Raw genomic sequence first — 13123 nt, forward strand, 5'->3', positions numbered from 1 at the left:
TTACCGGAAGTCGTTGCCCAGGTCGTAGTCATCCAGGGGGATGGCGTGGAACTCGGGAGCTCCGTCACCGCCCAGGGTGTCGTACGAGAAGTCACTGAATGCGCTGGGGCCGGTGAACAGATTGGCCTTCGCTTCTTCAGTGGGCTCGACGGTGACCTCGGTGTAGCGCGGGAGGCCCGTGCCGGCCGGGATCAGCTTACCGATGATGACGTTCTCCTTGAGGCCCAGCAGCGGATCGCTCTTGCCTTCCATGGCCGCCTGCGTCAGGACGCGGGTGGTCTCCTGGAAGGAAGCTGCGGACAGCCAGGACTCGGTGGCCAGCGACGCCTTGGTGATGCCCATCAGTTCAGGACGTCCGGAAGCCGGAGTCTTGCCTTCGGACACAACGCGGCGGTTGGCTTCCTCGAACCGGCTGCGCTCAGCGAGCTCGCCGGGCAGCAGGTCGGATTCGCCGGACTCGATGACCGTGACGCGGCGCAGCATCTGGCGGACGATAACCTCGACGTGCTTGTCGTGGATACCGATGCCCTGGCTGCGGTACACGCCCTGGACCTCGTCCACCAGGAACTTCTGTGCCGCACGCGGACCCATGATGCGCAGGACCTGCTTGGGGTCCACCGGGCCGTTGATCAGCTTCTGGCCCACGGAAACATGGTCGCCGTCTTCGATCAGCAGCCGTGAACGGCGCAGCACCGGGTAGGCGATCTCTTCCGAGCCGTCATCCGGGGTGATGACCAGGCGCATCTGGCGCTCGGACTCTTCGATGGTGATGCGGCCGGCTGCTTCAGCAATCGGTGCAACACCCTTCGGAGTGCGGGCTTCGAAGAGCTCCTGGATACGGGGCAGACCCTGCGTGATGTCGTCGCCACCACCGGCGGAAACAGCACCACCGGTGTGGAACGTACGCATGGTCAGCTGGGTACCGGGCTCACCGATGGACTGTGCGGCGATGATGCCCACGGCCTCGCCGATGTCCACCGTCTTGCCGGTGGCCAGCGAGCGGCCGTAGCACAGGGCGCAGGTGCCGACGCTGGACTCACAGGTGAGTACGGAGCGGACCTTGACCTCGGTGATGCCTGCCTTGAAGAGCTCGGCGATAACCACGTCGCCGCAGTCGGTGCCGGCGGCTGCGAGGACGTTGCCCTCGGAGTCCACGACGTCAACAGCCAGCGTACGTGCGTAAGCGCTGTTCTCGACGTTCTCGTCCAGGACCAGCTCACCGTTGGCGTCGGCGACGGCGATGGGCGTGACCAGGCCGCGCTCGGTGCCGCAGTCCTCTTCACGGACGATGACGTCCTGCGAGACGTCCACCAGACGACGGGTCAGGTAACCCGAGTTGGCGGTACGCAGAGCGGTATCGGCCAGGCCCTTACGGGCACCGTGCGTGGCGATGAAGTATTCCAGCACCGACAGGCCCTCACGGTAGGAGGACTTGATGGGGCGCGGGATGATCTCACCCTTCGGGTTGGCCACCAGGCCACGGATACCCGCAATCTGGCGGACCTGCATCCAGTTACCACGTGCACCGGAGGACACCATGCGGTTGATGGTGTTCATCGGGGACAGGCTCTCACGCATCACCGAGGCGATATCGTTGGTGGCCTTGTTCCAGATCTCGATGAGTTCCTGGCGGCGCTCGTCGTCGTCGATCAGGCCCTTATCGTACTGGCCCTGGATCTTGGCGGCGCGCTCTTCGTACCCGGCAAGGATTTCCGGCTTGGCAGCCGGAACCTCGATGTCGGAGATGGCAACGGTGACGCCTGAACGGGTGGCCCAGTAGAAACCGGCATCCTTGAGGTTGTCCAGCGTTGCAGCGGTGACAACCTTCGGGTAGCGCTCGGCGAGGTCGTTGACGATGCGGGACAGTTCGCCCTTGTCGGCAACAGCCTCAACCCACGGGTAGTCCTCGGGCAGGGTCTCGTTGAAGAGGACCTGGCCCAGGGAGGTTTCAACCAGTGCGGGCTGGCCCTGCTCCCAGCCTTCGGGAGCTTCCCAGCCGGCGTACGGGACGAAGCCTTCGAGGCGGATCTTGACCTGCGAGTTCAGGTGCAGCTCGCGGGCATCGAAGGCCATGATGGCTTCTGAAACCGAACCGAAGATGCGGCCTTCGCCGGCCGACCCCTTGCGCTTGGTGGTCAAGTGGTACAGGCCGATGATCATATCCTGCGAAGGCAGGGTGACCGGGCGTCCGTCAGAGGGCTTCAGGATGTTGTTCGAGGACAGCATCAGGATGCGGGCCTCAGCCTGCGCCTCGGGGCTCAGCGGCAGGTGGACTGCCATCTGGTCGCCGTCGAAGTCGGCGTTGAATGCGCCACAAACCAGCGGGTGCAGCTGGATTGCCTTGCCTTCAACAAGCTGCGGCTCGAACGCCTGGATGCCCAGGCGGTGCAGGGTAGGTGCACGGTTGAGCAGCACCGGGTGTTCGGTGATGATCTCTTCGAGCACGTCCCAGACCTGCGGGCGGTAGCGCTCCACCATCCGCTTGGCCGACTTGATGTTCTGGGCGTGGTTGAGGTCAACCAGGCGCTTCATCACGAACGGCTTGAAGAGCTCCAGTGCCATCTGCTTGGGCAGGCCGCACTGGTGCAGCTTCAGCTGCGGGCCGACGACGATGACCGAACGGCCGGAGTAGTCGACGCGCTTGCCGAGGAGGTTCTGGCGGAAACGGCCCTGCTTGCCCTTGAGCATGTCGCTCAGGGACTTCAGCGGACGGTTGCCCGGTCCGGTGACCGGACGGCCGCGGCGGCCGTTGTCGAAGAGGCTGTCGACAGCTTCCTGAAGCATGCGCTTCTCGTTGTTGACGATGATCTCCGGAGCACCCAGGTCAAGCAGGCGCTTGAGGCGGTTGTTGCGGTTGATCACGCGGCGGTACAGGTCGTTGAGGTCGGAGGTCGCGAAGCGGCCACCGTCCAGCTGGACCATGGGGCGCAGTTCCGGCGGGATCACCGGGACGGCGTCGAGGACCATGCCGAGCGGGCTGTTGTTGGTGGTCAGGAACGCGTTGACCACCTTCAGGCGCTTGAGGGCACGGGTCTTGCGCTGGCCCTTGCCGTTGGCAATGACGTCGCGCAGGGACTCGGACTCGGCCTGCATGTCGAAGTTCTCAAGGCGCTTCTTGATGGCTTCGGCACCCATGGAGCCTTCGAAGTACATGCCGTAGCGGTCGCGCAGTTCGCGGTACAGGCCTTCGTCACCTTCGAGGTCGGCGACCTTCAGGTTCTTGAAGCGGTCCCAGACCTGCTCGAGGCGCTCGATGTCGGCGTCGGCACGCTTGCGCACGTTGGCCATCTGGCGGTCGGCGGAGTCGCGGGCCTTCTTCTTGTCGGCAGCCTTGGCGCCTTCGCCCTCGAGGCGTGCGATTTCGCCTTCGAGGTCGCGGGCGATCGCGGCGATGTCGGCGTCGCGGTTGTCGATCAGCTGCTTCTTCTCGATGTCGTGCTCAACCTGCAGGTTGGGCAGTTCCTCGTGGCGGGCAGCCTCGTCGACGCTGGTGATCATGTAGGCAGCGAAGTAGATGACCTTTTCGAGGTCCTTCGGGGCCAGGTCAAGGAGGTAGCCCAGGCGGGACGGAACACCCTTGAAGTACCAGATATGCGTGACCGGTGCGGCCAGTTCGATGTGGCCCATGCGCTCACGGCGGACCTTGGCGCGGGTGACTTCGACGCCACAGCGCTCACAGATGATGCCCTTGAAGCGCACGCGCTTGTACTTGCCGCAGTAGCATTCCCAGTCGCGGGACGGGCCGAAGATCTTCTCGCAGAAGAGGCCGTCCTTCTCGGGCTTGAGGGTGCGGTAGTTGATGGTTTCCGGCTTCTTAACCTCGCCGTACGACCAGCCGCGGATGTCTTCCGCGGTGGCGAGGCCGATCTGCATGAGGCCGAAGGAGGATTCGCTGGACATATGGTCCCTGTTCTCTCTTGTTCTCTAAATTCTGAAGTCTTAGGTGCGGGATGAGGGAGGGCGGCGTACGACGGCGGGTTCCCACCCGCCGTCGTACGGGCGCCTTCTAGACCTCTTCTACGGAGCTGGGCTCTGCGCGAGACAGATCGATGCCCAGTTCCTCCGCAGCCGTGAAGACTGCGTCATCAGAGTCACGCATTTCAATTGTGGTTCCGTCCGTGGAAAGAACTTCCACGTTCAGGCACAGCGACTGCATTTCCTTGATCAAGACCTTGAAGGATTCGGGAACGCCCGGCTCGGGGATGTTCTCGCCCTTGACGATCGCTTCGTAGACCTTCACACGACCGTGGATATCATCCGACTTGATCGTGAGGAGTTCCTGGAGCGTGTAGGCGGCGCCATAAGCTTCGAGCGCCCACACTTCCATTTCACCGAAGCGCTGGCCACCGAACTGTGCCTTACCACCCAGCGGCTGCTGCGTGATCATGGAGTACGGGCCCGTGGAGCGTGCGTGGATCTTGTCATCCACCAGGTGGTGGAGCTTCAGGATGTACATGTAGCCGACCGAGATCGGATCCGGGAACGGCTCGCCGGAGCGGCCGTCAAACAGGCGGGTCTTGCCCGAGGAGTTGATCAGGCGGTCACCATCGCGGGTCACGTTGGTGGAATCCAGCAGGCCCGTGATTTCCTCTTCGCGTGCACCGTCGAACACCGGCGTTGCAACAGTGGTGGGACCACTCTCGCGCGGCAGGTTGGGCAGCTGCTTGACCCATTCCGGCTCGCCTTCGATCTTCCAACCGGTCTTGGCAACCCAGCCCAGGTGCGTTTCGAGCACCTGGCCCACGTTCATACGGCCCGGAACACCCAGCGGGTTCAGGACGATGTCGACGGGGGTACCGTCGGCCAGGAAGGGCATGTCCTCGATCGGGAGGATCTTGGAGATAACACCCTTGTTGCCGTGGCGGCCGGCGAGCTTGTCGCCGTCGGTGATCTTGCGCTTGGCAGCCACGTAGACGCGTACCAGCTGGTTGACGCCCGGGGGCAGTTCGTCGTCGTTGTCGCGGTCGAAGACGCGCACGCCGATGACGGTGCCGGACTCGCCGTGGGGCACCTTCAGGGAGGTGTCACGCACTTCGCGTGACTTCTCGCCGAAGATGGCGCGCAGGAGGCGCTCCTCCGGGGTCAGCTCGGTTTCACCCTTCGGGGTGACCTTTCCGACCAGGATGTCCCCTGCTTCAACCTCGGCACCGATGTGGATGATGCCGCGCTCGTCCAGCCCTGCGAGGACTTCCTCGGACACGTTGGGGATGTCACGGGTGATTTCCTCGGCACCAAGCTTGGTGTCGCGGGCATCGATCTCGTGCTCCTCGATGTGGATGGAGGAAAGGACGTCCTCGGCAACGATGCGCTGCGAGAGGATGATGGCGTCCTCGAAGTTGTGGCCTTCCCATGACATGAATGCCACGAGCAGGTTCTTGCCGAGTGCCAGTTCACCCTGGTCCGTTGCCGGGCCGTCGGCGATGATGCCGCCAACTTCCAGGCGCTGGCCTTCGTTCACCAGTACGCGGTGGTTGTAGCAGTTGCCCTGGTTGGAGCGGGCGAACTTGTTGATGCGGTAGTTGGTCTCGGTGCCGTCGTCGTTGAGCATGATGACGAGCTCGGCGGAAACCTCGGTGACCACACCGGCCTTCTTGGCAATGACAACGTCACCGGCGTCGACGGCGGCGGCGCGCTCCATGCCGGTGCCCACGACGGGGGCCTCGGAACGGACCAGCGGCACAGCCTGGCGCTGCATGTTGGCACCCATGAGTGCGCGGTTGGCGTCGTCGTGCTCAAGGAACGGGATCAGGGCGGTTGCCACGGACACCATCTGGCGCGGGGAAACGTCCATGAACTCAACGTCCTCGGCCGGAACCAGGACGGGCTCGCCTCCACCACCACGGGCACGCACGAGGACAGTGTCCTCGGCGAACTTGTTGTTCTCGTCCAGCGGCGCGTTGGCCTGGGCGATCAGCACTTCGGCTTCGTCGTCGGCCGTCAGGTACTGGACGTCGTCGGACACGACGCCGTCCTTGACCAGGCGGTACGGGGTCTCGATGAAGCCGAACGGGTTGATGCGTCCGTAGGAAGCCAGCGAACCGATCAGGCCAATGTTGGGGCCTTCAGGGGTTTCGATGGGGCACATGCGTCCGTAGTGGGACGGGTGCACGTCACGGACTTCCATGCCGGCGCGGTCACGGGACAGACCACCGGGGCCAAGGGCCGACAGGCGGCGCTTGTGGGTCAGGCCCGAGAGCGGGTTGTTCTGGTCCATGAACTGCGACAGCTGGGAGGTTCCGAAGAACTCCTTGATGGCTGCAACCACGGGGCGGATGTTGATCAGGGTCTGCGGCGTGATGGCCTCGACGTCCTGGGTGGTCATACGCTCGCGGACAACGCGCTCCATGCGGGACAGGCCTGTGCGGACCTGGTTCTCGATGAGCTCGCCGACGGCGCGGATGCGGCGGTTGCCGAAGTGGTCGATGTCGTCGATTTCGACGCGCAGGTCCACTTCCTGGCCATCGCGGGTGCCCTTGATGGTCTTCTCACCGGCGTGCAGCGCAACGAGGAACTTGATCATGGCAACGATGTCTTCAACGTGCAGGACAGAAGCTTCCTTGTCACCAAGGGAGCGGTCGATGCCCAGCTTGCGGTTGATCTTGTAGCGGCCAACCTTGGCCAGATCGTAGCGCTTGGAGTTGAAGTATAGGTTGTCCAGCAGGGACTGGGCAGCCTCAACGGTGGGCGGCTCGCCCGGACGCAGCTTGCGGTAGATGTCCAGGAGGGCGTCTTCGCGGGTTTCGGTGGCGTCCTTCTCCAGGGTTGCCCGCATCGAGTCGTACTGGCCGAACTCTTCGAGGATCTGGCCTTCGGTCCAGCCAAGGGCCTTCAGCAGGACGGTGACGGACTGCTTGCGCTTGCGGTCAAGGCGGACCCCGACCTGGTCGCGCTTGTCGATTTCGAGCTCGAACCACGCACCACGGGACGGGATGATCTTCGCGGTGAAGATGTCCTTGTCACTGGTCTTGTCAGCGGCGCGCTCGAAGTAGGCGCCCGGTGAACGAACCAGCTGGGAAACGACGACACGCTCGGTGCCGTTGACGACGAAGGTGCCCTTCTCGGTCATCAGCGGGAAGTCACCCATGAACACGGTCTGCTGCTTGATTTCGCCCGTGTTGTTGTTCATGAACTCGGCCTTGACGTACAGCGGAGCCGAGTACGTGGCGTCCCGGTCCTTGCACTCAGCCATGGTGTACTTGGGGTCAGCGAACTCCGGATCGGAGAAGCTCAGGGACATGGTGCCCTGGAAATCCTCGATCGGGGAGATCTCTTCGAAGATGTCCGACAGGCCGGACGTGGTGGCGACGCTGAGATCGTTTTCTTCGACAGCCTTTGCCACGCGTGCCTGCCAGCGCTCATTGCCGACCAGCCAGTCAAAGCTGTCCGTCTGCAGGGCAAGCAGATTCGGAACGTCAAGAGGTTCGTGAATCTTTGCGAATGAGAGCCGGCGAGTGGCACCATCAGTGCTGTCGGCAGTGTTAGCGGTTTCGTTATTAGAGGTGCTCGAGGCGACCAAGAGGGATCCTTCCACAGACCTTCAGGCGTTTTCAGATCTCCCCCGCTGTGCACCCTGCGAAGTGACTTCGCAGCGCTACCATCCGGTTCCGCTATATGACCCGGGACCCGAACTGGCTATGATGTGACCGTTGTTACGGCACGTTGATTGCCAGCTGTCGGGCGAAGCCCACCGCTATATGAAGGCTGAAGGTAAACAGGGAAGACGCAAATATCTACGATACGGCAAAACAACCTTCGTGTCTACCCCACATCCGGTCGGATTGCAAGCACCGGATATTCGTCCCCCAGCAGCCGCTTCCTGGGCTTCCCCTGTCAGAGCCGGAGGGTTACGCCCGCTGCAGTGCACGCCGCGGAGTTGGCGAAGACGGCATCCCTGACTGCGTCCTGGGATTCCTGCGCCGGCTTGCCGCCGGTCTCCGCTGCCGAGGACCGGTCCATGGCCAGCAGGCTTAGGGAGCTGAAAAGCCCCCTGAGGTCGCCGGACACGGTGTCCTTCGCGTCCTGCGCCTTCAGGTACACGTCCTCGTAGCCATTGGAGTCGGTGGGCGATACGGCGCCGTAGTCCGCCACCAGCTTGTTGAAGAGTTCGCAGGATTCCCGGGTTCCGGCAGCGTCGGGGCCTTGGCCCACCCCGCCCGTAGCTGTGCCACCGGCTGCCGGGCTGCTGCTTTCCGTTTCCCGGGCCGGGGCCGAAGGGGAAGTGGCGGACGGGGCAGATTCTGCCGGTGCCGGCGTGGACACAGAGCAGCCTGCCAGCGCGCAGCCGGTCAATACCGCGATCACTGCCGCCGTCACTGTCTTCATCACGATTCCCATTCCGTCCGTCCCGCGTGCCGGCCCAGGCCCCCGCAAAGAGTTTCCTTTGCAAAGCGCGCCCCTCAAAGCCTCGCCGTCCACCCTACGCAACCGGCCTTCGTCGTGCACAATGCCCCGATGGGGACCCCTCCCCTGCCAGGAATGCACATAGGCGTTCCAGCGTTTGCATAGTTGGGTGACCAGGCTCACGATAGCCTTGGTGGCCTACACCGGAACCGGATTGAAAGTGGTAACCATGGTCAACTCTCCCGACAGCAACGACGTTGTCATCCTCGGGGCGGCACGGACTCCGCAGGGCCGGATCAACGGCCAACTCTCCAGCCTTACGGCAGTGGACCTCGGTGCCCACGCCATCAAGGCCGCGCTGGAAGGCAGCGGTGTGGAGGCCGCCGACGTGGAGGCGGTCATCATGGGGCAGGTGCTGCAGGCGGGCGCCGGACAGAACCCGGCACGGCAGAGCGCCATCGGCGCCGGCATCGGATGGAATGTCCCGGCGGTAACGGTCAACAAGGTGTGCCTTTCCGGTCTGACAGCGGTGATCGACGCAGCCCGGATGATCCGCGCCGGCGAGGCTGCGGTGGTGGTGGCAGGCGGGCAGGAGTCGATGAGCCGGGCCCCGCACCTGCTTCCCGGATCACGCCAGGGGTGGACGTACGGATCCATCCAGGCGCTGGACGCTGCCGCGCACGACGGCCTGACCGACGCCTTTGACGGACAGTCCATGGGCCTGTCCACCGAGACGCGCAACCTCACGCTGGGCATCGACCGCACCTCGCAGGACAACGTGGCCGCCCAGTCGCACCAGCGTGCGGCGCTTGCGGCCAAGAACGGAACGTTCGACGGCGAGATCGCACCTGTCAGCGTCAAGCAGCGCAAGGGCGACCCGCTGGTGGTTGATACTGACGAGGGCGTCCGCCCGAATACGTCGGTGGAGTCGTTGGCCGGCCTGCGTGCGGCCTTCGTTACCGATGGCACCATTACGGCGGGCAACTCCTCTCCCCTGTCCGACGGGGCCGCCGCCCTGGTGCTCGCTTCGCGCGGCTACGCCGAAGAGCACGGGCTGGAATACCTGGCGGTGGTGGGAAAGCCGGGCCAAGTTGCCGGTCCTGACAACTCCCTGCACTCACAGCCGTCGAATGCCATTCTGAATGCCCTTGGCAAGGCCGGCTGGAACACCTCCGACCTCGACTTCATCGAGATTAACGAGGCGTTCGGCTCCGTCGCGGTGCAGTCCCTCAAGGACCTGGACTACCCCTTGGAAAAGTGCAACATCCACGGCGGCGCCATCGCACTCGGTCACCCGATTGGCGCCTCCGGAGCCCGCCTGGCCGCCCACGCCGCCCATGAGCTGAAGCGGCGCGGAACCGGCAAGGCTGCCGTATCCCTCTGCGGCGGGGGCGGGCAGGGCGAGGCCCTCCTGCTGTACCGCGACTGATGGCGGGCGCATCCGGAAACGGAACGCACGGCGTCGGGCAGGAACGCTTCCTGGCCGACGCCGAGGCCCGGGGCCTGCAGGTCGAAGTAGTGGAGCGGCCCGCAGCGAAGAGCCTCGAAGAGGCCGCGGACATCCTGGGCATCAGCCCGGCGGACATCGTCAAGTCCCTGGTGGTCAAGCACAAGGACGGGACCTTCCTGTTCGCCCTGATCCCGGGCGACCGGCAGATCTCCTGGCCCAAGCTGCGCACGCTGGTGGGCGTCAACAAGCTGTCCCTGCCGCCTGCCGAAACCGCGCTGGAAGCGACCGGTTACGAGCGGGGCACCATCACGCCCCTGGGCAGTACCACGGCATGGCCTGTCTACGCTGATGAGACCATTACCGGCCGCCGTATCTCCATGGGGGCCGGTGCCCATGGCTACAGCGCCTTTGTTGACGCCGACGCACTCACTGCAGCGCTCGGCGCGGTGGTGGCTGACATCAGTGAGCCCGGCTAGGGCCGGAAACGGGTTAAAGCAGGAAAACCCCGCCCAACTGGTTCGCAGTGGGGCGGGGTTTCCCGGGAAAAAGGCGCTGTTACTTGAGGGTAACGGTGGCGCCTGCAGCCTCGAGCTGATCCTTGGCCTTCTCGGCAGCTTCCTTGTTGGCGCCTTCGAGGACAGCCTTGGGAGCGCTGTCAACCAGGTCCTTGGCTTCCTTGAGGCCGAGGGAGGTGATGGCGCGAACTTCCTTGATGACTGCGATCTTCTTGTCACCGGCAGATTCGAGGATGACGTCGAAGTCGGTCTTCTCTTCAACCTCTTCAGCAGCTCCGCCACCGGCAGGGCCGGCAACGGCTACAGCAGCAGCGGTAACTTCGAAGGTCTCTTCGAAGAGCTTGACGAACTCGGAGAGCTCGATGATGGTCAGTTCCTTGAAAGCTTCAATGAGCTCTTCGTTGCTGAGCTTCGCCATGGTAGGCGTCCTTCCTGTTGTGGTGTCCGAACGGCGCTGGGCCGGACTGGCACCGGAGTCTGGTGGGGGTAAGAGAATTAGTTCTCTTCGGCAGCGGGAGCCTCGGCGGCAGCGTCGGCTTCAGCGGCAGGAGCTTCTTCAGCGGCGGGCGCTTCGGCAGCTGCCGGTGCACCGTTCTCTTCTTCAAGCTTGAGGCGCAGTGCGTCGATGATGCGTGCAGCTGCGGCGGCAGGGGCCTTGAGGACGCCTGCAACCTTGGCGAGCTGCAGCTCACGGGACTCGAGGGCAGCCAGTGCGGCAACCTCGCTGGCGTCCAGCGCCTTGCCCTCGAAGTAACCGGTCTTGATGACCAGCTGCTTGTTGGCCTTGGCGAAATCCGTCAGGCTCTTGGCAGCGGCAACTGCGTCACCCTTGATGAACGCGATTGCAGTGGGGCCGGCAAGCTGGCCGTCGAATGCTTCGACGCCGGCTTCCTTGGCTGCAATGGCGGTCAGGGTGTTCTTAACGACCGCGAACTTGGTGTCCTGGCCGAGAGAAACACGCAGCTGCTTGAGCTGTGCAACGGTGAGCCCGCGGTATTCGGTCAGGACAGCGGCGTTCGATTCCTTGAAATCGTTAGTGATCTCAGCTACTGCTGAAACCTTGGTAGGCGTTGCCATAACCCTCCTTCCGGGGATAGTGCCGGTATTCGACGGTCCCCGCTCAAGAGAGCTAAAACTAAAAACGCCCCGCGCAGATGCACGGGGCTTGGCTCAACGCGGCTGTACCGCGGAACTTTGCTTCGTTCACCTGCGCCGGCCGCCCTGCGTTGAGGGTCCTTCGTCCGGAAAGCCACTGTTGTCCCCAGCGCACAACTACAGAGTTGAGCCATGTTCAGGAGAGTGGATTTCCAACAACCGACGGTCTTTGGTACTTCCAGCTTACGCGAGGCGGTACCCGTCCTCCAAATCGGGCCTCAACTGGTGCTGGTATGCAGGGTGGGAAGCTCTTTTTGCCAGATTCCCGTAACTCCCGCAGTCTGGAAACCGAGCTGCTTGTTGACCGTCAGAAGGTACCGGTTCTCCGGCGCATTCCAGGTGTAGATAATGCGCGCATCCGGGAACTGCTCACTGAGCCGTTCCATATTGGCCACCTTGATCAGCAGGCCCAGCTTGTTGCCGCGGTGCTCCTGCAGGATCAGGGTGTCGTCCTGGAACACGACATCGGCCCGGTGCGCCAGCACCGTGATGGTGGTCAGTCCCACCAGCGCTCCCGTGGCGATATGCTCCACGGCGGTGACCACCGTCCGTCTCCCCTGCGCGATGGCGACGTCTTCCGCCTCGCGAAGGATGCCGGCGTCGAACACCATGTCCTGCTCAATCGGCGCATCCAGGGAAGGGTCAACGTCCACCCCCGCCTGGTTCTCCAGGGCCGCCACCGCCTCCAGCCAGCGCTCGGGGCAGCGGTCCGTCCAATGGTGCAGCCGGTACCTGCCGTTGTTCGCTTCCTCGGCTTCGGCCTGGAGGTCTGCCACGAGCTTGGTGTCCAGGGGCAGGAGGCAGGAGCTGAACTGCTCAATGTGCTGAAGCGTGTACCCGGTTTTCCGGGCGAACTCCACCTCCCGGCTCTCCAGCGGCACGAACCCCTGCCCCGACCCGGGGACCAGCTGGGCCTGCTCAAACTCGTGCAGTGAAGCGCCGGGGTGATTGGTGTCCACCAGGATCATGGTGCGGCCTTCACCCCGGGCCAGCTGTTCGGCCGCCTCCAGCAGCCGGCGTCCAACGCCCTGCCTCTGGTACTCCGGAAGGATGTCGAGGGTGAGCTCGGCGAGGTCAAGGTGGTCGGTAAGGGGCAGCGCAATGTCCACCGTGCCTACAATGGCGCCGTCCACCTTGGCCACAAGGATCAGCTGGCGCTCATAAGGATCCGCGAACTCCAGCAGCTTCTCAAGCGGACCATAGGCTAGATCGTCACTGCCCCAGGTCTGCATGCGCACTTTGCGGCCCACTTCCACGGCCGCCAGGAAGTCCGCAGCGTCCGGGGTGTCCAATGAGTCGGGGATCCAGAGCTGCTCGATCTTAACGTCTATTGCCATTCGGGCATCATCCCAGCCGTTTCTGCCACTCACCTTCATAACCAACAGGTTTGAATCCAAGTGCAATATTTATCGCCAGCATATGCTGGTTTTCGCTGGCATTCCATGTCAGGGCCGAGCGCGCCGAGGGTCGTTCTTCCCTGGGTCCGGCGGAAGCACGACGGCGGCAATCACCAATCCGGCGCGAGTAGTCCGGGTTGCGTTCAGACGGATCGGCGTGGCCGCTCAAGCCAGCTTAGGGAAAGCGCCGGGTCAAAAAGAAGACCGCCCCCGCGCTGATGCGCCGGGACGGTCTTCGGATGCTCCGGAATCAGTCCGGGCAGGAA

8 protein-coding genes and 1 pseudogene are annotated in these 13123 nt (G+C 63.7%); 2 read left to right on the forward strand and 7 right to left on the reverse strand.

Going from position 1 to position 13123, the window contains the following annotated elements:
* The 3 genes from LFT49_RS15130 to LFT49_RS15140 all read right to left on the reverse strand — a co-directional run bounded on the left by LFT49_RS15130 (nt 1) and on the right by LFT49_RS15140 (nt 8322).
* Entirely contained in the window at nt 1-3900 is a 3900-nt protein-coding gene (locus tag LFT49_RS15130) for a DNA-directed RNA polymerase subunit beta' (RefSeq protein ID WP_236820179.1), read from the reverse strand.
* 106 nt (nt 3901-4006) lie between these two features.
* The gene (gene rpoB / locus LFT49_RS15135) at nt 4007-7516 is read right to left on the reverse strand and encodes a DNA-directed RNA polymerase subunit beta (protein WP_236799115.1); all 3510 of its coding nucleotides are present in this window, start codon (nt 7514-7516) and stop codon (nt 4007-4009) included.
* 314 nt (nt 7517-7830) lie between these two features.
* Entirely contained in the window at nt 7831-8322 is a 492-nt protein-coding gene (locus tag LFT49_RS15140; RefSeq protein WP_237428648.1) for a hypothetical protein, read from the reverse strand.
* 247 nt (nt 8323-8569) lie between these two features.
* Here LFT49_RS15140 and LFT49_RS15145 point away from each other — a divergent pair, with 247 nt between their 5' ends.
* Both LFT49_RS15145 and LFT49_RS15150 read left to right on the forward strand, forming a co-directional pair.
* Nucleotides 8570-9769 (forward strand): acetyl-CoA C-acetyltransferase, encoded by a 1200-nt coding sequence (locus LFT49_RS15145; RefSeq protein ID WP_237428649.1) that lies wholly within the window; start codon nt 8570-8572, stop codon nt 9767-9769.
* On the forward strand, nt 9769-10266 hold the full coding sequence (locus LFT49_RS15150; protein WP_237428650.1) for an aminoacyl-tRNA deacylase: 498 nt from the start codon (nt 9769-9771) through the stop codon (nt 10264-10266). Before LFT49_RS15145 ends, LFT49_RS15150 begins: the two co-directional genes overlap by 1 nt.
* Before the next feature lie 79 nt (nt 10267-10345).
* On the opposite strand, the gene rplL is transcribed toward LFT49_RS15150, so the two are convergent.
* From rplL to LFT49_RS15170, 4 genes and pseudogenes are all read right to left on the reverse strand, one after another.
* Nucleotides 10346-10723: a 50S ribosomal protein L7/L12 gene (gene rplL / locus LFT49_RS15155; RefSeq protein WP_236799119.1), complete on the reverse strand. Its 378-nt coding sequence runs from the start codon at nt 10721-10723 to the stop codon at nt 10346-10348.
* Nucleotides 10724-10800: 77 nt separating this feature from the next.
* Nucleotides 10801-11382: a 50S ribosomal protein L10 gene (rplJ, locus tag LFT49_RS15160; protein ID WP_221386458.1), complete on the reverse strand. Its 582-nt coding sequence runs from the start codon at nt 11380-11382 to the stop codon at nt 10801-10803.
* A gap of 296 nt (nt 11383-11678) precedes the next feature.
* Nucleotides 11679-12797: a GNAT family N-acetyltransferase gene (locus tag LFT49_RS15165; RefSeq protein WP_236820182.1), complete on the reverse strand. Its 1119-nt coding sequence runs from the start codon at nt 12795-12797 to the stop codon at nt 11679-11681.
* Between the two features lie 7 nt (nt 12798-12804).
* Nucleotides 12805-12927 (reverse strand): annotated as a pseudogene (locus LFT49_RS15170) (GNAT family N-acetyltransferase); the annotation flags it as partial.
* Nucleotides 12928-13123: the final 196 nt, after the last annotated feature.

The organism is Arthrobacter sp. FW306-06-A (assembly GCF_021870055.1).
In the GTDB taxonomy this organism is placed as follows: Bacteria; Actinomycetota; Actinomycetes; order Actinomycetales; family Micrococcaceae; genus Arthrobacter.

Coding starts and splice junctions, on each gene's coding strand:
- LFT49_RS15130 (WP_236820179.1), bottom strand. CDS start 3,900: ATGTCCAGCGAATCCTCCTTCGGCCTCATGCAGATCGGCCTCGCCACC.
- LFT49_RS15140 (WP_237428648.1), bottom strand. CDS start 8,322: ATGAAGACAGTGACGGCGGCAGTGATCGCGGTATTGACCGGCTGCGCG.
- LFT49_RS15145 (WP_237428649.1), top strand. CDS start 8,570: ATGGTCAACTCTCCCGACAGCAACGACGTTGTCATCCTCGGGGCGGCA.
- LFT49_RS15150 (WP_237428650.1), top strand. CDS start 9,769: ATGGCGGGCGCATCCGGAAACGGAACGCACGGCGTCGGGCAGGAACGC.
- rplL (WP_236799119.1), bottom strand. CDS start 10,723: ATGGCGAAGCTCAGCAACGAAGAGCTCATTGAAGCTTTCAAGGAACTG.
- rplJ (WP_221386458.1), bottom strand. CDS start 11,382: ATGGCAACGCCTACCAAGGTTTCAGCAGTAGCTGAGATCACTAACGAT.
- LFT49_RS15165 (WP_236820182.1), bottom strand. CDS start 12,797: ATGGCAATAGACGTTAAGATCGAGCAGCTCTGGATCCCCGACTCATTG.